21 protein-coding genes and 5 pseudogenes are annotated in these 23,391 nt (G+C 39.1%); 16 read left to right on the forward strand and 10 right to left on the reverse strand.

Annotated elements, in window-relative coordinates; all coding sequences use genetic code 11:
* Positions 1-326, reverse strand: a 326-nt coding sequence (locus tag WDJ61_RS18650; RefSeq protein ID WP_338754895.1) for an Ltp family lipoprotein, incomplete at its 3' end; no start/stop codon positions are given.
* A 117-nt stretch (positions 327-443) separates the two neighbouring features.
* On the opposite strand from WDJ61_RS18650, the pseudogene WDJ61_RS18655 reads away from it, so the two are divergent.
* The 4 genes and pseudogenes from WDJ61_RS18655 to WDJ61_RS18670 form a co-directional block, all read left to right on the forward strand.
* A pseudogene (locus tag WDJ61_RS18655) lies at positions 444-730 on the forward strand (Rep protein); the annotation flags it as partial.
* 305 nt (positions 731-1,035) lie between these two features.
* Positions 1,036-1,623: a hypothetical protein gene (locus WDJ61_RS18660; RefSeq protein WP_338754896.1), complete on the forward strand. Its 588-nt coding sequence runs from the start codon at positions 1,036-1,038 to the stop codon at positions 1,621-1,623.
* A complete protein-coding gene (locus tag WDJ61_RS18665; protein ID WP_338754897.1) occupies positions 1,623-2,060 on the forward strand; it encodes a hypothetical protein in 438 nt (145 codons plus the stop codon). The genes WDJ61_RS18660 and WDJ61_RS18665 overlap by 1 nt, the downstream gene beginning before the upstream one ends.
* Before the next feature lie 119 nt (positions 2,061-2,179).
* Entirely contained in the window at positions 2,180-2,548 is a 369-nt protein-coding gene (locus tag WDJ61_RS18670; protein WP_338754898.1) for a hypothetical protein, read from the forward strand.
* Here WDJ61_RS18670 and WDJ61_RS18675 read toward each other — a convergent pair.
* Complete coding sequence (locus WDJ61_RS18675) at positions 2,521-3,195, reverse strand: Ltp family lipoprotein (RefSeq protein ID WP_338754899.1); 675 nt, start codon at positions 3,193-3,195, stop codon at positions 2,521-2,523. The genes WDJ61_RS18670 and WDJ61_RS18675 overlap by 28 nt on opposite strands.
* A gap of 130 nt (positions 3,196-3,325) precedes the next feature.
* Here WDJ61_RS18675 and WDJ61_RS18680 point away from each other — a divergent pair.
* Positions 3,326-3,922 (forward strand): annotated as a pseudogene (locus WDJ61_RS18680) (transposase); the annotation flags it as partial.
* Positions 3,923-4,010: 88 nt separating this feature from the next.
* Positions 4,011-4,538: a hypothetical protein gene (locus tag WDJ61_RS18685; protein WP_338754900.1), complete on the forward strand. Its 528-nt coding sequence runs from the start codon at positions 4,011-4,013 to the stop codon at positions 4,536-4,538.
* 303 nt (positions 4,539-4,841) lie between these two features.
* On the opposite strand, the gene WDJ61_RS18690 is transcribed toward WDJ61_RS18685, so the two are convergent.
* Entirely contained in the window at positions 4,842-5,099 is a 258-nt protein-coding gene (locus WDJ61_RS18690) for a hypothetical protein (protein WP_338754901.1), read from the reverse strand.
* A gap of 749 nt (positions 5,100-5,848) precedes the next feature.
* Here WDJ61_RS18690 and WDJ61_RS18695 point away from each other — a divergent pair.
* A complete protein-coding gene (locus WDJ61_RS18695) occupies positions 5,849-7,039 on the forward strand; it encodes a transposase (protein WP_338754902.1) in 1,191 nt (396 codons plus the stop codon).
* Between the two features lie 259 nt (positions 7,040-7,298).
* Here the strand turns inward: WDJ61_RS18695 and WDJ61_RS19210 are convergent, their stop codons facing one another.
* From WDJ61_RS19210 to WDJ61_RS18710, 3 genes and pseudogenes are all read right to left on the reverse strand, one after another.
* A complete protein-coding gene (locus WDJ61_RS19210) occupies positions 7,299-7,532 on the reverse strand; it encodes a DUF418 domain-containing protein (RefSeq protein ID WP_413789114.1) in 234 nt (77 codons plus the stop codon).
* Positions 7,533-7,650: 118 nt separating this feature from the next.
* Positions 7,651-8,038 (reverse strand): annotated as a pseudogene (locus tag WDJ61_RS18705) (transposase); the annotation flags it as partial.
* Between the two features lie 103 nt (positions 8,039-8,141).
* Positions 8,142-8,360, reverse strand: a complete 219-nt coding sequence (locus tag WDJ61_RS18710; protein ID WP_338754903.1) for a hypothetical protein — start codon at positions 8,358-8,360, stop codon at positions 8,142-8,144.
* Between the two features lie 316 nt (positions 8,361-8,676).
* Between WDJ61_RS18710 and WDJ61_RS18715 the strand changes: the two genes are divergently transcribed.
* The 4 genes and pseudogenes from WDJ61_RS18715 to WDJ61_RS18730 all read left to right on the forward strand — a co-directional run bounded on the left by WDJ61_RS18715 (position 8,677) and on the right by WDJ61_RS18730 (position 12,137).
* Positions 8,677-9,333: a CotZ-related putative spore coat protein gene (locus WDJ61_RS18715; protein ID WP_338754904.1), complete on the forward strand. Its 657-nt coding sequence runs from the start codon at positions 8,677-8,679 to the stop codon at positions 9,331-9,333.
* 606 nt (positions 9,334-9,939) lie between these two features.
* Complete coding sequence (locus WDJ61_RS18720) at positions 9,940-10,287, forward strand: S-Ena type endospore appendage (RefSeq protein ID WP_338754905.1); 348 nt, start codon at positions 9,940-9,942, stop codon at positions 10,285-10,287.
* A 248-nt stretch (positions 10,288-10,535) separates the two neighbouring features.
* A pseudogene (locus WDJ61_RS18725) lies at positions 10,536-10,772 on the forward strand (recombinase family protein); the annotation flags it as partial.
* A gap of 101 nt (positions 10,773-10,873) precedes the next feature.
* Positions 10,874-12,137, forward strand: a pseudogene (locus WDJ61_RS18730) (IS4 family transposase).
* 1,106 nt (positions 12,138-13,243) lie between these two features.
* Here WDJ61_RS18730 and WDJ61_RS18735 read toward each other — a convergent pair.
* Both WDJ61_RS18735 and WDJ61_RS18740 read right to left on the reverse strand, forming a co-directional pair.
* Entirely contained in the window at positions 13,244-14,536 is a 1,293-nt protein-coding gene (locus WDJ61_RS18735; protein WP_338754906.1) for a replication protein, read from the reverse strand.
* Positions 14,537-15,317: 781 nt separating this feature from the next.
* Positions 15,318-16,475 (reverse strand): hypothetical protein, encoded by a 1,158-nt coding sequence (locus WDJ61_RS18740; protein WP_338754907.1) that lies wholly within the window; start codon positions 16,473-16,475, stop codon positions 15,318-15,320.
* Between the two features lie 806 nt (positions 16,476-17,281).
* On the opposite strand from WDJ61_RS18740, the gene WDJ61_RS18745 reads away from it, so the two are divergent.
* The 4 genes from WDJ61_RS18745 (at position 17,282) to WDJ61_RS18765 (ending at position 21,333) form a co-directional block, all read left to right on the forward strand.
* Positions 17,282-17,566, forward strand: coding sequence for an AbrB/MazE/SpoVT family DNA-binding domain-containing protein (locus tag WDJ61_RS18745; protein WP_338754908.1), 285 nt, complete (start codon positions 17,282-17,284; stop codon positions 17,564-17,566).
* On the forward strand, positions 17,566-17,892 hold the full coding sequence (locus WDJ61_RS18750) for a type II toxin-antitoxin system PemK/MazF family toxin (RefSeq protein ID WP_338754909.1): 327 nt from the start codon (positions 17,566-17,568) through the stop codon (positions 17,890-17,892). Before WDJ61_RS18745 ends, WDJ61_RS18750 begins: the two co-directional genes overlap by 1 nt.
* Before the next feature lie 166 nt (positions 17,893-18,058).
* Positions 18,059-19,834 (forward strand): hypothetical protein, encoded by a 1,776-nt coding sequence (locus WDJ61_RS18755; protein ID WP_338754910.1) that lies wholly within the window; start codon positions 18,059-18,061, stop codon positions 19,832-19,834.
* 719 nt (positions 19,835-20,553) lie between these two features.
* Positions 20,554-21,333 (forward strand): SMI1/KNR4 family protein, encoded by a 780-nt coding sequence (locus WDJ61_RS18765; RefSeq protein ID WP_338754912.1) that lies wholly within the window; start codon positions 20,554-20,556, stop codon positions 21,331-21,333.
* A gap of 225 nt (positions 21,334-21,558) precedes the next feature.
* Here WDJ61_RS18765 and WDJ61_RS18770 read toward each other — a convergent pair whose 3' ends face one another.
* Together WDJ61_RS18770 and WDJ61_RS18775 are read right to left on the reverse strand one after the other, a co-directional pair.
* Entirely contained in the window at positions 21,559-22,110 is a 552-nt protein-coding gene (locus WDJ61_RS18770; protein ID WP_338754913.1) for a site-specific integrase, read from the reverse strand.
* 205 nt (positions 22,111-22,315) lie between these two features.
* A complete protein-coding gene (locus WDJ61_RS18775) occupies positions 22,316-22,711 on the reverse strand; it encodes a hypothetical protein (protein WP_338754914.1) in 396 nt (131 codons plus the stop codon).
* 191 nt (positions 22,712-22,902) lie between these two features.
* Between WDJ61_RS18775 and WDJ61_RS18780 the strand changes: the two genes are divergently transcribed.
* On the forward strand, positions 22,903-23,166 hold the full coding sequence (locus WDJ61_RS18780) for a 6-aminohexanoate hydrolase (RefSeq protein WP_338754956.1): 264 nt from the start codon (positions 22,903-22,905) through the stop codon (positions 23,164-23,166).
* Positions 23,167-23,391 lie beyond the last annotated feature (225 nt).

The following is a 23,391-nucleotide window of genomic DNA, read 5'->3' on the forward strand; positions in this document are numbered from 1 at the left end:
TTTTCACCATGTTCGGAAGTTAATTGTCCAAAAATAGCACTTTTGGACATGTTCATTGTTTTTGCGTACGATTCAGCTTTTTTCAAAGCAGACTTATATTCTTTAGGAACGTCATCCTCTACCTTCGTAGCTTCTTCTTTCGGTTCCTCTTCTTTCTCCTTTGGCTCATCCTTTGCCGGTTCAGTAACAGCCTGAGTGCTTTCCTCTTTGTTTGCGTCCGTTTTATCATCATCGTTGCCGGTGACAGAAGCCACAATAATCACCGCAATCAACCAAACCCACCATTTTTTATAGAATGGTTTTTTCTGTTTTTGTTCTTTCTCCATTTCCCGTATCCCCTTTATGTAGTTTCGTATAAAATTATACCATATAAATCCAGTAGAAAAGTATCATTCTTCTAGTCTGGCTTGGCGTTGTAAATCTGCATTTTCCTGACGTTACCCCATTTAGAGTTTAAAAGTAACGTGATTATTTGTAGAAAAGACAAGTTTAAAAAGCAACGGAAAAATACAATTGAAAACGATTTCGAACTTCCAAAGGCAGCAACAGTCTCGGAAATTGCTGAAATGATAGGCAAATCAAGGGAAAAAACTTCTTTAATAATGAACTCTTTAAAAAGAAAGAGATTCTTTTAAATCCCGAAGGGGCAGGACAAATCACTGAAAATGGACGTACTGTAAGCCCTAGAACGTGGATTGTAAATCCTTATATTATGATCTACTTACCAAAGGATACAAGTAACTACGTACATGCTGGAACTTATTATAATTCTGGATGGTTAGCACGCGCCACTTCTAATGTATCTGGACAACATAGAACAAACTGGAATATACAATTTAATGCAGCATACAAAGACAAGTATCCGGCAGCGCAATGGAGCCGAATTGCCCAACATGAAATAGGACACATATTTGGGTTAAAAGATTTATATAATTCGGTGAATTATAACCGTTTAATGTGGAAATCTGGTGGACATTATGCTGGTTTAACACAAAATGAAAAATATGGATTGGCTCATATATGGGGGTATTAAGCATGAAGAAAAAGGGTAAATATTTATTATCATTTGTGGGTTTATCTTTATTGTCTCTTGGGATATACGGATTTTACGGTAATGAACAACAAAATACTGTTATCAAAGAGTCACCAAATCTTGAAACAAAGCCATTAGACCTTAAAACACAGGTTGCTGAAGGTGAGTCTAAAATGGTCATGGAAGCAACATTTCCTTCGTATAATTTTGAAGAGCTAAATCAATTAGCAGATTTAATTATTGAAGGAAAACCGACTGCAGTATTAGATAGTTATATGGTCGATGAAGATGTGCCTTTCACAAAATTCGCATTTAAAGTTAACAAAGTTTATAAAGGAAATACTGATATCAAAGAGATTGAATTTCTACAAGATGGAAACAGTGAATTATCATTTGAGGAACATCCATTATTAAAAATTGGCGACAAATATATTTTATTTTTGAGAAAATCTGAAATAGGTGATTTAATAATGGTCGGCGGACCAAGCGGTAAATTTGAATATAAAAAGTCTTTAAAAGTGTATGAAGATGTTTCAGGCGTCCAATTGGATGAAGATTTAAAACTTAAATCAAATAAGGAGCAGTTATAATGAAAAAAACATTAGCAACTACTGTACTTGCTTTATTATTTGTGACAGGTTGTTCCAGTACTGAGGAGCCTAATACTAGTACTAAAGAGTCAAATAATAGTGTTGAAGAAAAACCTGGTACCGGTGATACCGATAAAGAAACAAATCAAACTATTGAAGAAGGATCATATGCTGCCATTGTTGTAATCAATGGACAAGATTATATAGGTCAAAACATAGTGTCTAATGATGAATATACAATAAAGGAACATATAGGCGAAGTTAAAACAAAAGTAGATCATGAAAAACGACCTTCAGAAAATTGGAGTTCAAATGTATTTGAGGAAGGAACTAAAATCTATTCTGTGAATGAAAGAAACGATGTTTTTTTAATCGAGGTTAGAGACAATGAATATACAGTTCTTGCTCAGGATGGAGCATATTCGCAAGAAAAATAATAACTGCTGATTTTATTATTAAACGACCACTTGCTTTAGCAAGTGGTCGTTTAATTTTTAAAATGCTAAAATTACCAATTACCCATGGAGATTTCATACAAGGGAAAAGAGGAGAAATAATGGCGAATTTTACTGTAAATAAAGCAGGAGCAAAGATTTATTCGGATATCAGTAAACATGAATTTCTAAAATTGCCGATGCTAATGAATGATAAAGCTAAAGGAGCTGTCTATGAGGTTCTTTCAGTAGGATTGTTGCTGGGGGAACAAAGAGAACCAGTTGCAACAATAAAAAAATCCGATCAAGAAATTGTTGTCTATCGTTTACCAAAAGATTTACAAGAATGGGGTACCGTCAGGAAAACGCGGATTTACAACGTTAAGCCTATTTTCAAGATAACTCCCCCGACGACAATAACACGCCCTAAACCAAAGAATAGGATGAGGGCGTGTTTTGTGTTTTATTTATCTAAATTCTTAATAGCGTAATCGGCTTCTTCCTGTGTGAATTTCTCACCGTATTCAGAAGTCAGTTGGTCTCTTATCGCTTCTGGTGACATACTCATTGATTCCTGATAACTTTTTGCTTTTGCTAATGCATTTTCATTAAAATCGGCTTCCAGATTGTCAATTGCGTACTGTGCTTCATCATCAGTAAATTTTTCACCATGTTCGGAGGTTAATTGTTCATAGATTCCTTGTTTTGACATGTACATAGTTTCTGAATAAGATTCAGCTTTTTTCAAAGCGTTTTCTTTCCAGTCAAATTCAAGATTATTCATTGCATACTCGGCAGATTCCACAGAAAACTTTTCACCATGTTCGGAAGTTAATTGTCCAAAAATAGCACTTTTGGACATGTTCATTGTTTCTGCGTACGATTCAGCTTTTTTCAAAGCAGACTTATATTCTTTAGGAACGTCATCCTCTACCTTCGTAGCTTCTTCTTTCGGTTCCTCTTCTTTCTCCTTTGGCTCATCCTTTGCCGGTTCAGTAACAGCCTGAGTGCTTTCCTCTTTGTTTGCGTCCGTTTTATCATCATCGTTGCCGGTGACAGAAGCCACAATAATCACCGCAATCAACCAAACCCACCATTTTTTATAGAACGGTTTTTTCTGTTTTTGTTCTTTCTCCATTTCCCGTATCCCCTTTATGTAGTTTCGTATAAAATTATACCATATAAATCCAGTAGAAAAGTATCATTCTTTTAGTCTGGCTTGGCGTTGTAAATCTGCATTTTCCTGACGTTACCCCATGCCCATCAAGCATCAACGGTTTAATCCAGCAGCTGTCGCCTTCCTCCGAAAAGTCTTTACTTCGCTTCTAACACAAAAACTCTGTGCGTCACAATCACTATCTTCACGTATCATTTCTACCTTCGAACGTATTCGGATTTTAGATGCGACGGTGTTTCAGCTACCTGATTCCTTCACCACTGATGATCAAGGTTCAGGTGGAAGTAGTCATACGGCAGGCGTGAAGATTCAATTGGAATACGATTTACTGAGTGGCCAATTTTTAAACGTGCAGCTAGGACCAGGGAAAAATAATGACAAAACCTATGGCACGACTTGTCTTGAAAGCGTGGAGGCAGGTGATTTATGCCTGCGTGAGAAAAAGAAAGGCATTGTCATGAAGGATAAGAGTAAGCAGCTAATGGGAATCAACGTCTATATTACGAACACACCGCCAAAAGAAGGGCCAACAGATTACGTGCACGCCCTGTATTCATTACGTTGGCCGATCGAAATTTTATTTAAAACATGGAAGTCTTTCTTTGAAATCGATGAATGTAAAACCATCAGGAAAGAACGCCTAGAGCGCCATTTATATGGACAACTCATCGGTATTCTCCTTTGTTCAATGGTCCCCAAACCACGCTTTGGGAGCATATTAATTAACCACATGCTTTAGCCGATAACATAGTTAAATGAGAAAGGGGGTGTTTGAAATGAGGTCAGTTGGTATTAATGAGATGACATTAAGGTTATTGGGAGTGGAAATATCAGAAAAAAAGGTGCCAATGATGACACCACAATTTAATGGTGCGACTGGAATGCCAACAAAATCAGCTCCAGCGATGAGTGAAGATAAATTTAAGGATGCGATTATCACACAGGCTAAAAAAGATTTTGAAAATGGTAAGTGTGGTGGTCATAAAAATCCTTCCTATATGGCACTTAAGAACAGCTTTGTATCTGTAGTCTCACCTGATCGTAAAGGCTCGATCACACAAATGTTAAGGCAATTACCATTCATGCGGCGTGGAAATGTGAGCTATTTAGAGATAAAGGATGCGAGGGGGAATATTACTTCTACCTATTCGCCTCATAATGGTTGGCACGCAATCGGTACACGAGAAGAACAGCGTCGTGAAAGTGAATTTGATGCTATTTATATAGAAACGTGGCGCGCATTAAAAGCAGAAGCACAACATCAAGTAAAACCAACATCAAGTTCGATTGATACATTTATTTAAGTTATACAAACACATACAAAATAACGTTCCCAAATGAAAGTTTGGAAATACACCAAAAAGCCACGATTGTTGTTGAATCAACGTTTTGTGGCTTTGTGTATGAACATTAATTATTTATTTCGCAATTTCTTGAACATAGTGGTTCATGTTCTTCCAATAACCCTCTAACACTTCTAATTCTTCAGACGGCATTTTAGGTAACGTCAGGAAAATGCGGATTTACAAAGCTAAGCAGGTTTTCAAAACGATTAATTTGTCCTTTAGCTTAATAAGAAAAAGCCGCCTAAAATGGCAGCTCTCTGTTTAAAAATTTCGTCTTTCGTACTTTATAACATTGCTTAAAAAGTTATCAAACTGTTTTCCATTTAATTCTTTGTTTGCAACCTTCCCAAGATGCTTTTTCCCTATATACTTTATACGCTCTTGATCGTTAGCTTCCAAAACTTCATTTGCATAAATTTGAGCGTAATGCTTTAGTTTTGCATCCTGCCCATAGTAAGAAGGACCAAAATGCTTTTCTAGGGAGCACCAAGCTTCACGGATGTTGTTGTTGTTTTCCATATACATCACATCCATTTTTATTTTCAATTATTTTCTTTATTTTACCATATATTCTATAACTATCCACGGTGGGGGTGGGTGATTTTCATGTTCAAGCTTCTTAACGTTGTAAATCCGCATTTTCTTGACAGTACCCCATTATTAGTTGAAAGGGATGAACAGCAAACCGTTTCACTGAATTCCACCTAGAAAGTGATGTGAGAGGGGCAGAAGAAAAAAATAATTAAACCAATATTCGAAGAAACGTTGTTTTCTTCTTTATTTGATTAGAGAGACGATTCAAGGAATCACCGCATAGATGCCGCTCCCGTCTTCTACGCCTCCAGGCCTTCGCTTACGCTCCATCACGGGATCTGAAGCCGAGAGCTTCATTCGAAGAAGCACTTTCATCCAAGCATCCTCATTTTTGCACCCATGCTGAAGCGGACTCAAAGAAGTATCAATGCATCGTTGCAAAGAAGGAAGAAAACAACCTTCGAAGAAACGTTGTCAGTGTGGCAGAATTCAACATGGCTGAAGTCTTTTCATACAGTTGTTTTAACACAGTCCGAGAGAATTCCCCTTCCTCAAGGAGCGTGAAGGGCATAGCCCAGCGAGTAAGGAGGGGATGAATGTTGGTTCGGCCTAGCTGAAAAGCGTTTGGTTGATCGTCTTCCCATCCTTGTCGAAAGAAAAAAGGGTTAAATTTCCTATTTCTTCTTGATGGGAACTCGTGTTCTTATTATAATGATGACAAGGGAGGGGATCTCATGTATCGAACGTTGAAAACAGGCTTTACGGCTCCTCAGCCAACGCTTCAACAGTTGTTTCACCTACGCCGGATCTGCGGAACGATTTGGAATGACTGCGTCCAGCTAGCTCGGTATTATTACCGGATTCATGGCACGTGGATCAACAAAAGCGATCTTCAAGCTGAACTCAAAGGCTTGTACCCTCTTCATAGTCAGACGATCCAAGCGGTGTGCCACAAGTTTCTGCATGCCCGAGATGGTGTTCGCCAAGCGCGGAAAACGAATAAGTCCATCCGGTATCCATACAAGGAAAAGTTCGTGTTCCATCCAAAATGGGTCGACAAATCCTTCGTGTTGGAAGGACGGAAGCTGATACTTAGCCTAGGAAGATGGAAGGGAAAACAGCAGGCACCGCTCGTGTTGACGCTCGCCTCGGTTCCAACTGGCCTAGTCAAAGAAGTGGAACTCGTCTATGACGGCCGGTGGCATGCCTGTTTGTCGTATGAAGATGGAGTCAACCCCATACCGGTTCAAGACGGTCATACAGCAGCGATTGATCCAGGGGAGATTCATACGATTGCCGCCGTCAGTACAAGCGGACAAGCACTTGTGATTTCTGGCAGGAAGATGCGCAGCATTCACCGGTTGCGAAACAAAAAAGTAAGAGAACTGCAACTCCTCATGAGTCGGTGTCAAAAAGGGTCCAGGAAATGGCGTCAATACCATCGAGCAAAAAAGTACATTCTCTCGAAAAGCGAACGGCAGCTAGGTGATCTCCTGCACAAGACGACCCGTACCTTTGTGAACTGGTGTGTGGAACAAAGAATCGGGCATGTCGCTCTTGGCGATGTGGAAGGTGTTCAGCGACACACAAGCGAGAGAAACAAACGACGAAAACGCCTCCGTTCCAAACAAGTGAACCAGAAGCTCAGCAACTGGAGTTTTGGAAAGCTGACTAAACAGTTAGCTTATAAATTAGAAGCAGCTGGTGTCTCGTTATCGAAAGAAAATGAGGCCTATACAACGCAAGCATGTCCTGCTTGCGGAAAACGGAATAAAGTTCGTTCACGAAACTACCGATGTTCTTGCGGATATGAACGGCATCGGGATGTCCACGGTGCAGGGAACATCCTATCCCAGTATTTGCACGGGAAGTTTCGAGAAGTGATGCTGACTGGCATTACGTATCTACGTCCTGTACAGGCGTAGTAGATGGGTAGAACCGCCCTGGGGAGAGAGGGCATTCTCTCTCTGTTGCTTACGGTGGCAGCAAGCCGTCGGGAGACGTCTTGTGTCAAGACCACTGCTTCCTGTAGGGGAGCGTCAGTCCCCGAGAAAGACGAGGGTGTCGTGTACACCTATGGACATCGTCCAGCTTCTGATGTCGAGGGGATCGACAAGAAACCTCCACCTCAAGTGCGAAGCGATAGGTGGAGGAGGTTCATGTAATCGTAAACTAAAAACAAGACTAAGAATCATGATTGTTTTTTAATAGCGGGTACAATTTCAGATAAGTTCCGCACCTCCACAACCACTCTAAAGGTCCAAATCTAAAGTATTTTAGCCAAATACAACTAAAACTTAATGGGGTACCGCCATACAAGGTTCGGGTAGTATTTTTCAAAACGCTGTGCTGAAAAATCTCCACCCTAAAACAAGGAAAATCTATTTCTCGCTTTATAAAGATGCTAGAATTATCCATGGAGATTTAATTCAGGGGTTTACGAAGTTCTTTCTTAAGTAGGATTACTAGGAGGACAACGAGAACCAGTCGTAACTATTAAACAGTCCGATCTGGAAGTTGTTGCGTATCGTTTACCGAGAGATTTACATAGAAAATGTTCAAACAGGTCGGTATCTTTAAAACGACGCTCATAATTTTTCCCAAACGTGGAGAAGTGCGGCACTTTATCATGGAAGCCGTAACCTAAGAACCAGCGATAGGCCAATATTCGTTTCCACTTCTTCAATGGTCTTACGCATCGAACGAATCCCGAAGGTGTATTGAATGAATGTCAGCTTCACCAAAATCACTGGATCAATACTCGGACGACCTACTTTTGAATACATATCCTTCACCAAATCATAAATAAAAGAGAAATCAATTGCCGCCTCGATTTTACGAACTAAATGATTCTCTGGCACCAGTTGATCGAGAGCGATCATTTCTATTTGATCACGTTGAATGGAATTGTGTTTCGAAAGCATCGTCATCATCTCAAGATTTGTATTACTTCCATTTTATATCAAAAAAGACTGTAGGCAAACTCGATTTTATCGAGTTTGTCTACAGTCTGAGACTAGTATACTACTAGTCTTTTTTTGTGTTTTTAATAATAAAATACCCAGCTTTAGTTAATAAGTAAAATGTGGAAATAATCATCAAGGTTCTAGATATTACATAACCGTCAATTGCTAAGTCATAGCCTTTTGGTATTAGCAGCTCATTTTGAAAGTTTAAATAAATCGAGAATAAAATAGGTGCCGAAATAAAAAGTATAGCTATCATAAACTTAAATTCTTTGTTCACAACAATTCCTCCTGAGTTAATACTATTATTTGAGCACGACATAATATCCTTTCTAGGAATTGTCCTTTTTATTTTACTATATATTTTTGTTTATTACCGTAAAAGTAAGAAAAATCCATTTTTCGTTTTGCGTATTCCTTTTCTACTTCAATTAGAAAATGTCTGTCAAAGTACCAATTTACATACTGGTTTTATGATAATAATCATGATTAATTTATCAAGGATTAACCATGACGAATGTAGTATCCTCTTTGTCTAGGACTACGTACGATAATAATAAATGTTATTTTTTATTATTCAGAAAGGGGATTAACTTATGACTAGTTGTTTTACCTATTTATTTAAAAAAATAGAGACAATTAATAAAAAAAAAACACATACACTTGAGTGTCAGTCTGCATTGCCAGTAATCATATTCAAAAAAAATGGAAAACCACTTTCTATTGTTGGATTTTCAAGAGGTTCTTGCTTTGAATCGCATTTTTTCACGGTATTATCTATAAATAAAGAAACCCAATGCGCTGTACTTGAAGTTCTTCTTTGTAAACCGGGAAAGTTATTTCGTACAGAAGCATGTGTTACCGTTGATATTTCTTGTATTTGTGGTATCGAAATTGTTTCTATACCAGTTTTCGATTGTTTTTTAGAAGCGCATATGACGAATGATCATTTCTGTTTGCCATTCACATTAGCGAAAGCAGATACCCCCAAAATCATATGGAGCAGCACAAATCAACATAAAATAAAGAATGTGGCAACGATAAGTGTTAATTATGAAGGAACAGACCCGGAAATGAAACTGATTATAAATACAAAAGAGAAGGCAATACCACTAGCAGTACTTAAAGGTCAAATGAGTTCGATTACTGCTTTAAATTTATTATCTATTGAAGTTTCAACTCCCAACGAGCAAGTAAAAGGGACAGTAGAAATCCAATTGAATCTGTGCGAAAAAAAGATAGTTCATTTGTAATTGTGTTCGAGTTAATTTTATAATTTAGAACTTTTGGAACTCAAGATCTTCGAGACATAACCGAACAACTTGAGGGTTCCGAGGGAATTACATTATCATGCTATAATCCTATATTCTTTAATCGCTCGAGTTGTGGAGCGAATCCTGGCCGTCAAACCATTGAAACGAAACCCTGTCTTTTTGTACGACTGTAGTTTTCTTTATTCTAAATAAATTTCATCCGAAGCATCCCATTCAGAAATGATTGTGGTCATAAATGAATAGGATGCGGTGACAGAAACAATGTTTTAAAAAAACTCAGATTAAACCCAATTGGGCATCAGGAAAAACAGTGACTAAAAAAGCCTCACTTCCAATTTTATTCTATATTAGAAACGGATTGAATTAAAGTAACGCTAGTACAACAATTATTGAAAACAGCGTGATATAGAGTTCTTATTTAATTAAAAAAAACATGAAAAATATCAAAGGACTAATCTACACATATTTAAAATCGAAATTATGAAATTGATTTGTTTATCCTAGACAGTGTGTCCAAACAACACAAAGCAATGAACATACAATATAAATGTACATGTACAATAAAAAATGAAAAGGAGCCAAATAATGGCTAAATTAAATTGTAATATGAATATGGAAGAAGAATCTTGTTGCGTAGATGATCAAGTTTGTCTAACTGTAGAACTAGAAGATACTGGTACTAATTTTACATTTTGGGAAGATTTTAGCGACTTTGTGATAAATAGCACAATCGTTGTTAAAAACAATGAAGTAGGTGATGATCAAGGTATTACTGCAACACTAGTAATTAATGGTCAGCCGGTTGCTACCATTGATCCAGGTGACACAAAATCTGTTACTGCTAATGGCATAAAATCTCTTGCAATTCAAGCCCCTTCAGGAAATCCAGAAAGTACCGTCGACATTTCATTCTCTTTACACTATAAATTCTAAGTTTTGCATAAGTAGTTTAGTATCATACTCAGGCATCACTTGAGAATATAGGTAGTAGAGGAAAACGTATGATGCTCATGCCCCCACTATCATATTGCTCAGTGTTTTAGTGGGACATACTTTATGACACGCTGGAAAACAGATATTATCCTTCGTGTCATAAAGTATCTATTTTTATTTTGAAATATTTCACTTCACTGATAGACTTTTTGACATAGATTGATAGATTTTGGAATAAGTTGCTAGAGTTGAAATTGGGGCATGCACGGGTTTCTGCCAAAGATCAAAATCCGGACTGGCAGATTAAGAAATTTTGGGAACTTGAAATTGATGAACGGTATATCTTCATTGATAAGCAAAGTGGAAAAGATTTTAACCGGCCGCAGTACCAAGCAATGCTTTTAATCCTTCGTAAAGGGGGGGGGATCTACCTTGATGCACTAGATCGATTAGGTCGGGATTATGATGGAATCATACAAGAATGGGGTCCTACCACATGCCCATCAAGCTAATAAAATAAGTTTCCCCCTAAATGAAAAAAACGTTATTCTTTCAGTAAAATACTCGAAAAGGATGACGTTTTTTTATGAACCTCTCGCTTTCTGAAGAATTACATCTCTTCTCACAGGAATTACAACGCTTTCTATCTCCAATCGTCCTGCAAGAAATCGCCAAGCAAGTTGGTTTTGTGCAGCGATCTAGTAAGTATCAAGCAGACGAACTCATCGCCCTTTGCGTTTGGCTCAGCCAAGAAGTCGCAAGTACATCGCTTACGCAACTCTGTAGTCGGTTAGAGGCTTCAACGGGCGTACTCATGAGCCAAGAGGGACTCAATCAACGCTTTAATCCAGCAGCTGTCACCCTTCCTCCAAGAAGTCTTTACTTCGCTCCTAACACAGAAACTTTGTGCGACACAATCGCTATCTTCACACATGATTTCTGCTTTCGAACGTATTCGGATTTTAGATGCGACGGTGTTTCAGCTACCAGATGCCTTCGCAAGTGATTATCAAGGTTCTGGTGGAAGTAGTCATACGGCTGGCGTGAAGATTCAGCTTGAATACGACTTACTGAGTGGTCAGTTTTTAAACGTGCAGCTCGGTCCTGGGAAAAACAATGATAAAACATACGGTACGATTTGTCTTAGAACTGTAGTGGCAGGTGATTTGTGCTTACGTGACCTCGGCTACTTCGATTTAGGCGTACAAGCCATTCACGATAAAGGAGCTTACTATATCTCTCGTTTGAAGTTGAATACACGCATCTCTATCAAGAAGCCTCACCCGGAGTACTTCAAAAATGGCACGTTGAAAAATCAAGCTGTGCGTGAGAAGAAGAAAGGCATTGTCATGAAAGACAAAAGCAAGCGTTTGATGGGTATAAATGTGTACATTACGAACACAACACCCGGAGAAGTATCAACTGACTATGTGCACGCTCTGTATTCACTACGTTGACAAATTGAAATTTTGTTTAAAACATGGAAATCGTGCTTCGAAATTGATGCATGTAAAAATATCAAAAAAGAACGCCTAGAATGCCACTTGTACGGGCAACTCATCGGCATTCTTCTCTGTTCTTCCACCATGTTTCACATGCGACAGCTCCTACTAGAAAAGAAAAAGCAAGAACTGAGTGAATTCAAGGCGATTTATATGATTAAAGACTACTATCCGTTACTATTTGAGGCAATGTCTAGTGGCACAAATGAACTCGTAAAGATTCTCCATCGCCTCTATCAATTGCTTAAAAAGAATGGTCGTAAGTGTCATCGGTATAAGAAGATGACCGTCTTTGATATTCTAGGAGTTGTGTATGAAACGACGGTGAAGCATAGACAAACTGCCTAGCGAAAAAATGGCATTTTAATAGGCTTCTTTGTCATGTCTGCTTTTCTATCACTCGCTAGTTTTGAAACAAGGACCATTTTGTATCTAATCATTTACGTTGTTAGCTTGATGCGCATGGGGTAGGACCTCTAGAAGCATTTGCACGGCAGCCGCAGCCATCTTCTTCGCTGTCTGCCTGCGCTTACGCTCCGGCTAGAGCTCCAAAGCTGGCTGCTCTATTCGAAGAAGCCCTTCATCCAAGCATCCTCATTTTGCACCCATGCTGAAGCCGATTCAAGGAAGAAAACTCAGCGCATCGATGCAAAGAAGAAAAAACAAAGAAGGAAGAAAACAACCTTTGAAGAAACGTTGTTTTCTTTTTTATTCGTGGGCTAATTCAGAGAAGCCTTGCACAGATGCCGCTCCCGTCTTCTACGCCCCTAAGCCTCCGCTCACGCTCCAGCCCAAGCTCCGAAGCCGAGAGCTTAATTCGAGAAGCTAAATCTTTCGCGAGAGAACTCGCAGAAGCGTTTAGCCAACTCAAAGAAGAAAGGAAGCCATCCACCGTTCTGACGAACCGTGGATGGTCGGATCTTGATCAGCGGGATTTTCTTTAGAAACAGCAACGTCTTTTTAAGAAGAAACGTTTATTCGAAGAAAAGAAACAAAGAAGATTTTTTTATTCTTCTGCTTCGTTGAGCCTATTCGAAAAAATGCTTCATACAGGGAAAAACCGCTGCTGCTCGCTCATAGACCAGTTCTCTGAATGAGAGCGACCTTTAGCCAACCTCGCACCCCAAAACAGGGAGAAAGAGCTGGAGGAAGCCCGATGTGATCATTCATGATATGTTTGTTTCCTTGTTCTGTTGCAATATATTTGAATTATGCACATAAATCTAAATTCAAATATTAAATAATATAATTACATCAAGCATCTAAGGAAAGTCAGCTGAACGATCTGCGCGCTTTCGCTTGCCCCGCTGCTCGCTCCGAGACTTTGCCCCCCTTACGATGGAATGAGATCTCTTTCATGAAAGAATATGTACCTTTCTTTTACTCACACCTGCCCGAGCGCGGGAGCCAGGCTTACGCCCATAATATAAGAGCGAGAACCAGTACGAGTGTGATTATAATTGTTTCTTAAGCTTTCGTATGTATCCTTCACTGACGGCCAACAGCTTGCCTAACTCTGTGTTATTTGCTTCGGGATGCCTTTTGATCGCTTGCTGGAGCTGCCAGAGCCTGTCTTCTGTCTTATCTTTTTGCTTCTCTAAGTATTCGCCGCGGCTGATGGAACCGCGTTTTGCCCTGAAAGCAAGTTTATCCCGTTCCCGCTTTCGTCTTCGTTTCTCATGACTGTCAATAATCGTCCGCAAGTGTTCCTGCTCTTCCGGCTGTATGTCGAGCCATTGAATAATGGTAGTATTCTTTAAATTGTATCCAGCCCCCGGATATCCTTTCTGAATCGCTTCCTCATTGGCTTGCTTGTTGCTTTTTGCCCGCCAGGCCTGTTCCGCGCTTCTCGTTGCCCGAATTACTTCCCGTTCCTTTAGCGGTTCCTTGAATTCGCTGTTAAATTCAAGCATCTGTTGCAGAGAATCACTGGCATCATCGGTTAAACAGTAGCTCCAATAACGGTACAGAAAGCATAAAAGCTCGCGATGGCCTTGAACATGATAATTCCGCAAATTGATTAGACGAACCAGATCAAGCAGTCTCGTATAATGCAGATTGCGCACGTTATACAGATGAACAACCTTTGCTGTCCTGCCAGGCTTTTTCGGCTGTGACGGGGCTAATTCAGGCAAATACTCCGACTGTAGCTCACGCAGTCCGTACCGGTACTCATGCCTGTACTGGATATCTACTTGGATTCCGCTTTTCGAATTGTAGGTGCCGGCCACCCGAAACACCCTTGTCGCATCGATGGATTTTTTATCCGCTCCGACATATTCCAGCTTTCCGCAAAAGTCGTTTTGCAGCGCCTGCCACAGAGGCAGTGCTTTGTAAGGCACGGGGTCAATCAGCCATATGCACACAAGCCCCCGCCCCGAAAAAATGATGATGTTCGGATCAGGAAGGGTCTTCTTGAATACTTCCAATTCCAGTTTCCCAAGAACCCATTTAGGATCATAGTTTAATTGATGACAATCTACATCGACATACAAGGCCCGCAGTTGCCTGATATTCTCGATTCTGCGCTGAGGCTTGTAAAAGGTATTCTGGCTGAAATAAACGTTCTCACCGAGCCAATTAGGCATCTGTGAAGCTAATTCTTCCGGGCGGTAATGATACTGCTTCCACGCACCGGACCGTTCTTTTTTGGCAAAGGTTACCCATCCATCTGCTTCCTGATGATGAAAAAGCACATGTTCCCTTGCCTGATCAAGAGACGATTCCTCTAATTTTAGATTCTTCACAAAAAACCTCCCGCAAGTTATGGATATAGAGCCAAGTCTTTCGTTTTTTTCTTATGAATGGAATCCATGTAAAACTAGTAGACTTACTTTTTTAGTGAGTGAAAATAAAATAAGATCGTAAAGCAGTCAGAATGTTTATAGGTGCTGTATCGCCAGCACTAGGCGTAGAAAAGCTCAATGATGAGGGCTGATTAAACCATAACAAAATGCCCATAAGCAGTAAATTTGCAATAATGGACGTTTATAAGTGATAAACTTCCTGATATCCGTATGATAAAAATGAATATTTTCAACAGATAAATATCGTGAATATATTTTATAAGAATAATTTTTTTGTTTGCTATTCATTTTTGTTAGTATAAAAATCATAATAAGTAAACAATCAAATATATAAAATAATAATCAAAATAAAAGATCAGAAATAATAAGCGCTTTTTTGAAATGAATGGCTGCTCCTTGTCCTGACTGGTTTAATAGGAGTTAGGCAGATGTTCATATTTGATATATTCATTGATTAACAGGCAATCTGCTGAGGTTTTCACGATTTAGAAGCAATCTAATGATAGAAGAAACGGGTAAGAGGCCATTATTTGATACATTCAGAAATCAGAGGTAATCTGCTGATAATAGGTGCCATAAAAAAAGAGAACCAGCTATTTAAGAGAGCCAGTTCTCTAAAAAACAGGGGGCCGATCCGGCAAGAAGGCGTCTGTTTTCTTTTTTTCTTGATTTTTGGACACGGAAAAAAGCCCTGTTTTGCCGAAATTTAAAAAACAAGGCGTTAAATGATATGCAGGGCAGGCACTTGTCCCGTTTGAATATATTCGTTGTATTTCGCCCGATGCATTTTATCATATGGAATTTTTTTAAGTTCGAAAGGAAGCTCCCGGCGGTAAATCGTCCGGAAATAGGCGCCTATGGATGTATGGAACGAGAATTTCCCTTTTCTCTCTTCTTGTATGCGGATATGTTGCTCAAATTTATCCAGGCAACGGAAAAACACCGTCTCTGCCCATGCATCCCGATAAGTATAGTTTCCTTCATGGTGCTCTTCCTCGATCAGATATTTGACGAGATCAAGAACCTCTTGCTTAAAGGCTAGCATAATATCAAACAGATCACGCGGCTTGTAGCGCAGTTTCAGCCCGTCCAGTATATAAAGGACGTTCTCCTGAAATTTGGCCAAAAGCGGCTCCACATGAAATTCATCTGTATTTTCCTTTACGCATTCCGGTTTTAAGCGGAAAACGACTTTATGGATCCACAGCTGATGGCCGCGGACTTGGATTCCTGTGTACTCTACTTCAAAAAGTGGTTCAAGGATCGCTAACACCTCTCTGACACCCTTCGCTCTTTTCTTCAATTTCTCTTTCAATGTTTTCATGGTCCGCGACTGCTCAAGGAGAGACACTTCATTCTTGCCCTCTAGTTTTGCCACTCCATGCCGGAACTGGTTGAACAGCGAAAACATCAGTTCAAATGCTTCCGGATTAGACGTGCGGACAAACTCCGCAACAATATTTGTATTCAGGAGGGTATGAGGGACCGTAAAGTAATTTAACTCATGGCCATTCTTCAGCTCTGGCGTTGAATACGCCTGATAATTGGTCAACACCCATACAGGCAGGCCATTAGGCAGAATTTCTTCATAAAGAAACCCGTGATCTTCTAAAAACTTGCGTCCTGCGTGCATCGTTGAATAAGCCACTTGCAGTTTTTTGCTCCAGAAAGATAAATTGAACTCCTGGACTTTGCCTTGGCTGTTTTTCTCGATATGGATTTGATTTAAGACGGAAAGCAGCACAGCATAAGCGCTTGCGGGCACCTGCATGCTTTTTTCTTTCTGGAATGCGCGCAGATCTTCCAGCAGCTGGTGCGGAAAGCGGAAGCCGTCGATTTTGACCATTTGTCTTTTCGTTTTCTTGCGCAAATTGACCATGTTGATACCCTCCTTTCGGTCGTTTGATGTATAAGCATGTCTATTATACACTATGGCTTTTTCAAAAACGGCTCTCTCTAAGAGAAAAATGGCAAGTTTGGAACATGCCTTCAGCCCAGGTGGGACAAGGGCTCAGCGATTTTTTAAATTTTTTTCAACTGCACGGGTAGGACGGAGTGAAATGGAAAGTGGCAAGATTGTATTTTTTGGTAAAAGTCTATAAACGTTGATTTAACAAGCTTTTTATCCAATCCATTTTTAAAAAGGTGCACGGGTAGGACGGGATTTTTTTAAAATGGCAAAAAAAAGGTGTGCAGGTAGGACGGAGAAAAACGCAAAGTGGCAAGAAAGATGCACGGGTAGGACGGAAAATGGCAAGAAAACGACAAATTTCGAGCGAATTCCGCTATTTTCTACCTAATTTATGTCAAAAAAAAGATAAAAAGGTGCACAGGTAGGACGGAAGTGGAGCGTGAAAGGCAAGGTGCACAGATAGGACGGAAGTGGAGCGTGAAAGGCAAGGTGCACAGATAGGACGGAAGTGGAGCGTGAAAGGCAAGGTGCACAGGTAGGACGGAAGTGGAGCGTGAAAGGCAAGGTGCACAGGTAGGACGGAAGTGGAGCGTGAAAGGCAAGGTGCACAGGTAGGACGGAAGTGGAGCGTGAAAGGCAAGGTGCACAGGTAGGACGAAGTGGAGTGTGAAAGGCAAAGGTTAAAGTCTTTACTTTTCAGGAAATCAGCATAGTATCATTTGTTGGAATTACGTATATACTATGTATATACGAAGAGGAAGGAGAGTGATATAATGGACTTGCAGGAGTCGAAAGAAGAAAGGGTGGAAGCTATGGCAATGCCAACGACTGTTCAGAAATGGGGAAATAGCTTAGCTGTTCGTATCCCAAAAGATATTGCTAAACGAGTTGAAATCGAACAAGGCTCTGAAATGGAAATAAGAGTTGTAGGAAAAGACGGAATTCAATTGGTTCCGAAAAAGAAAAAATATACGCTGCAAGAACTTTTAGCCCAATGTAAACCCGAAGATCGTCATGATGAAATCAATGTTGGTTCGGAAGGAAAGGAATTGATCTAATGCCAGTACCAGACCGCGGGGATTTAGTTTACATCAGTTTTAACCCACAATCTGGACACGAACAGAGAGGTCGGCGTCCAGGTATTGTATTATCCCCGAAAGAATTTAACGAAGTCACAGGGTTTTCTATGGTTTGTCCGATTACAAACACAGTCAAGGGATGGCCTTTTGAAGTCGAGCTTCCTGTAGGCTTGGCTTTTCAAGGGGCTATTTTAACGGATCAAATCAAAAGCTTAGATTGGAATTCAAGACAAATTCAAATCGTTGATCGAGCGCCTTTAGAAATCGTAACTGAGTGTTTAGCCAAGATACATACGTTTTTATAATTTGCTACGCAGGATCTTATTAAGAGCTGTCTGACTTAGTTTAGCCTATTCAATCTGTCTCTTTTTCTCTGTTGACTTCTCTCAACGTCTAGAGGCGATGGGTTTTCTCGTTTTAAAAAGCTATAATGAAGCTATAACGGAGACAGAACGAGTGAGGGGGTAGAGTATGGCAGAGTATATTAACCCTGACAAACTGGCGCTTAGCGAGGACTTTTTTAAGCTGGCCGTTTTGGACGAAGTGCGGCAGTATTTACTGAACCGCCGTGTGATCGAAGAATGGCAGCAATATGTGACGGAAGAAATCAATCAGGTGTCAAGCGGCGAAAAGAAGTACAAAAGCTTTGACTGGCTTTGTGAGATTGTCCGATCGCTGCTGGTGAATCAGAAAATTAGCCAGGAAAATATCCGAAAAGTGTTTAAGGAGCATCATGAATACATTTTGGAGCGGATGCATGAGCATATCAGCCAAGATTTTCCGATTGATGTGCACCGAAGCATGAATGAAGCGGCTGTTCAGCTGGCGAAAGAGGAAAGACAGCTGGTATCAAGTATGGATCACCAGTTTCATTTAGTCAGAAACATCGTCACACAGCCGAAAATTTTCGTCTCGGCGGGCGAAACGAATGAACTGTTTCAAGCGGAAATCAAGGATTCACGTGGGAATGTGCATGGAATAGCCCGCGTCAACCTGACTGGAGGGCTGGATCTGCCTTTTACCGACGAGGAACAGGAGTATTGGGATAAGCTTCGGACTGCCTTCAGTGCGATGGATGAAATGACCGCGGATATTTTTGATATCATTTGTTTTCTGTTTCTTTTTGCGCCTAAAGATGAGGACGGCTATTTATATTTCCATTCGAATGATGCCTTAAAGCTAAGAAGCAACGTGGTTGACCCGAATGACAGCCTAGAGGTGAGGGAACGAGACCGCTTTAACATTATGTCGAGAGTCAAAGCGCTTTCTAACATTTGGATCTCTCTGAAAGAAGGGGAAGTCATCGAAGTGGATGAAAGTGATTTAAACGAAAGCAAAAAGTATAAATACCGGGATTTTCAGAAAATGTTTGAGGTGGGTAAGGTCCGGGCCGCTTATGATAAGAACGATAAGTTTTTAGGAATCTATGCCTGCCAGATCAAGCCGACGTCGCTATTGACCTCTTTTTTGAACGAAAATAAGCGTTTAGGCATTATTGATTTGAGCGCGCTGGAGTTTCATCCGGTCCGCCAGCGCCCCGAGAAGCGCCTTTCGCGCTATTTGGCCACGCAATGGTTTATCCGGATGTCCAAAAATAATTTAACCCAGCCGTTTTCGGTTAAAACGCTTTTGCGGGAGATTGATTTTTCTGCAAGGACGCGGGGAATGGATATGTACGACCGCTTTATCAAGGCGCTGGACGAGCTGAAAAAGAAAGGGATAGTGAAGGACTGGAGTTTTACAGAGCCCGTCGATTTCCGTTTATTTGGCAGGACCGGATGGCTGTCTTACTTTCGCGAGCTGAAAGTGTCGATTATTCCGTCTGCGGAAATGATCGAAAAAAACAAAAGGAAATTATCGATTTTAGAGGATCAGCACCAGGTGAATTCTTCGGCGATTCATCATATGATTGAGTCATTTAGCCGCCCAGTCATCGTACAGGATGATAGGCAGCCGGAAGCGGAGCCTGTAAAAGAAGAACAACCTTCGCCACCGCCCGCTGTCAAAAAGGACAAAGAAGCGTCTGCTTCATCGGCGGTCACGGAAGATACGCTGACGCCGGAAATGGTGATCAATGAAAGAAAACGCCGGTCTCTTTCCATTGCGAAAGCATCCAAAGAAATCGGGATCGGATACAATACGTTAAAAAGATTCGAAAACCAAGAAACAAAACGAAGAAATAAAAAGAACGACCTAAAAATTGCCCAATGGCTGAAACAATCACAGCTGAAGAACGCAGAAGGATGAGCTTTGAAGGCTCGTCCTTCTGCGTTTTTGCGGGGACTAAATTTAGAGAAGAAATGAAGTTAGAAAGAAAAGAAGAAAACAACGTTGGAAGAAAGGTTTATGATAAGGAACATTTGAAGAATCGGAATTAAATCAATACCTTTCTGATACGGTTCCCGCCAATATTTCGGAAACTTTGTACGCTAAGCAAATTTCCAACATAAAAAAGTCGATTTCCTGTACGTTTAAGAAATCGACTTTTTTAGATATATCCTATTTCTATTTTAGTGGTATCTTGATTTCCATTTCTTTTAATACTTCAAGGTTTGCTTTGGTTTGTATTACTCATAATAATCTTTTGTTTGCATGTTTAAATTGTTTGCTATTTGATGATTTATAGAGCTCTTTTGGAAGTGTTAGTGTGTATTTACTTTGGAATATAGGGAACCCATTCTTGGAAAATTTAACTCCTGTAACAGGATGTTGTTTTCCAGCTAAATGTCCATTTCTAATTCTTATTTTTTTAGTTGTTTTTTTCAAAAATTGTTTGACAAAAAGTTTTTGTCCTGCTCTATAAACTATAGGAGTTATAGCCGGGATTGCTCATCCAAGGGTAGGAACCACTCCAGCTTCAACAATTGGAGCATCAACGTGAACACTAGTTTCGTATGGTATAATTTGGGGTCTAGGTAGATTATTTGTATGTTAATCTATAATTAAAAAATAAGGGGGTGCTCAATATGAAATTGTGGACAAATGAATCTGATGATATGTATAAATTACCAAAGTTGAAGGATACAGCTGTAAAACAAGCAGAACAAGCTTTTGGTGTTGCATTTTCTAAGGAATACATAGATATTCTCAACATTCAGAATGGCGGATCTATTGTTTATAATGCTTTTCCATCAGAATGGAATGATGATTCTATCTATATTGATCATATTATGGGGATTGGTAAAGAGCATGGTATTCTTGAAAATGATTATTATTTGAAAGAATGGGATATGCCAGATGGTTTAATACTTATCAGTGGGGATGGACATTCATGGATTGCTTTTGATTATAGAAATACAAAAGAAAACCCACCAATTGTTTATATTGATAATGAATCGGAACAAATTTTTAAATTAGCTCCTTCTTTTCATGATTTCTTAAACAAACTTTATTTGGATAAAGATATTAGTTTTAGTGAATACGAGGAAGTAATTGTTTCAAAAGAAGAATTGGAAGAACATATACAGAAGAATGATATTGAAAGCATTATTGAATCTATTGATATCATGTCTCAAGATTTAACAATTGATATGTCATGGTTTAGCAAAAAATTATTAGAACTTAGTAAGCACTCTAATGACGATGTAAGAACTTCTGTTGCTTCTGCAACACATTATTTAATACAAATAGATGAATTAAATAAGAACGAAGAAATAGTAAAAGAACTTTGTAATAATTTCAAAGCAGATTCCGATAGTGATATTAATTATTATGCTGAAGAAATTGAGAAAGAGATACAAGGTTAAATGAGATTTGTGTGTCGCATTTTTATGACATACGGAAATACGAGAATACGTTGATATAACAGCATTTATAACAATTTTTAAGCCCCCTTCTTACTCTATATTAAATGGTAATTCGGCTGTTTTTAGCAATACTTATTTTACATTTAATTTTTTGTCATTAAGGAGTTGATATTTTTATATTTTATGGGAGGTAATTCACAAGAAAAAGCCTCATTTTCTACTTTTTTACAATGAAAAATCTTCTAGAACTCTGTCCACCATCTCATCATTAATGCCGATATACCACAAAGTAATCGATGGAGCCGAATGACCGAAGATTTGCTGCAACATCGCCACGTCCTTCGTTCGCTGGTAAAAATGATAGCCAAATGTCTTCCTCATGGTGTGGATTCCGATGGCTCCTTCAATACCACACGAGCGAGAAGCCTCGTTAATGATCCTCCAAGCCGTTTCATGCCCGATTGGACCTTTATCAAATAAGAGGTCAGAATCGGCCATTTGGCGTGTATATTTCTCGATTTCCTGTTTGAGTGCCGCCGACATTTTAATTTTCCGAATGTTTCCCGTCTTTTTCTCACGAATTCGCAGATATTCCGTGTCTCGCACATCCATGACCCGCAACGGCAGAATATCGCTGATCCTCAAGCCCGAATTGATACCGAAAGTAAATAAAAAATAATCCCTGTACGATTTATGAAGTAGGTACTCCTTCATTTCCCGGATTTTCTCCGGATCTCGAATAGGTTCCACACTGTTTTGTCCTTGTATACTGGTCATTGAAGATCCTTCATCTCTATCAAAAAACATCTAATATGTTTCATTAAATGCAACAATAGTATTCAACATGTTATATTAAAACTCCTGCTAGGCGTTGCTACAACGAAAACCCCCTTGATCTCCAAGGGGGTTAGTAGTTTCTAGGGGTTGCTTTCGAACACAACATAATATCTTTTATGTTGTATTTGGAACCTTTAATATTTGTTTACATATCTTGTCCAACAATGATTTTCCATCCATTTTCTTGTTGTTTGATAGGAAATGTAAGTTTATCTGAGCTTCCTCCATTACTGGCAACTTCTATAGTAGTTTCAAACTCCGTATCACTTATTTTTTTAAGATTTAGAAGTTTGGTATTTGTAACGTTTTCATCAGTAACGATTACTGAATACTCTTGTTTTTGTTCATCCTTATTTGGAAATCTCAGATCATCAGCATATTTTACTAGTGAAGATACATCCTTTTTTTCTAGAGCCGTTAAATAATTGTTAACAAGTTTTTCAACTTCTTCTTCGGGTTGAACTGTTTTGTTCGTGGAATAACCTCCCAAAATCGTTAACGCTAAAATTCCTGACATGACTGTTAATGGAATTTTTTTCATTTTAACACTCCTTTTTATACAAAATATCACGAAATCCATATTTATACAACTCAACTCTTTTCAAGCCTACTTTTAATCCAAAAGAGTAGGCTTGAATTTATAGTTTTACGAATAACAACATAATAGCCATTATGTTGTGTTAGTAGGTGGGGACATAGTGAGGCTTTTTATGTCCCCACAGTGTAGGTTTTATAACACTGCTATTTTCGGGTTCAGGAATTGTACTTTTTATTATCTGGAAAAAATTTGGTCAACCAGATGAAAGAACCAATGCTATTCATCTTAAAATTATTTCTTGTATGTTTATTACTCAACTTATAATGAATAGTGTATTTATTTCTTTAGTTGATAAAGATATTGAGTGTTTCCGCCAAATCTTTATATTATTTGAAGCCTTTGTATTCTTTGTTGGAGCTATTTATTCGTTTAGATTATATAGAAAAGAATTCAAATAAGTTACTTGCAAAAAACAATAGTGATTTTGAGTTGCAAGAAGAATAGAACGTTTGAATTTGGAAGAGAAAAAATATATGAAGATTCTTTCCTTGATTTCTTCGAATAAACGTAGATTCGAAGAAATCAAGGAAAGTTGTTATATTATTCTTGGAGTAGAGTTAGAAAAATGAGAATAAGGACATTCCAATATAAGAAAGCCCAATTTCCCAATATTAAAATTGAGA

This window comes from Bacillus sp. FJAT-52991 (assembly GCF_037201805.1).
Classification (GTDB): Bacteria; Bacillota; Bacilli; order Bacillales; family Domibacillaceae; genus Bacillus_CE; species Bacillus_CE kandeliae.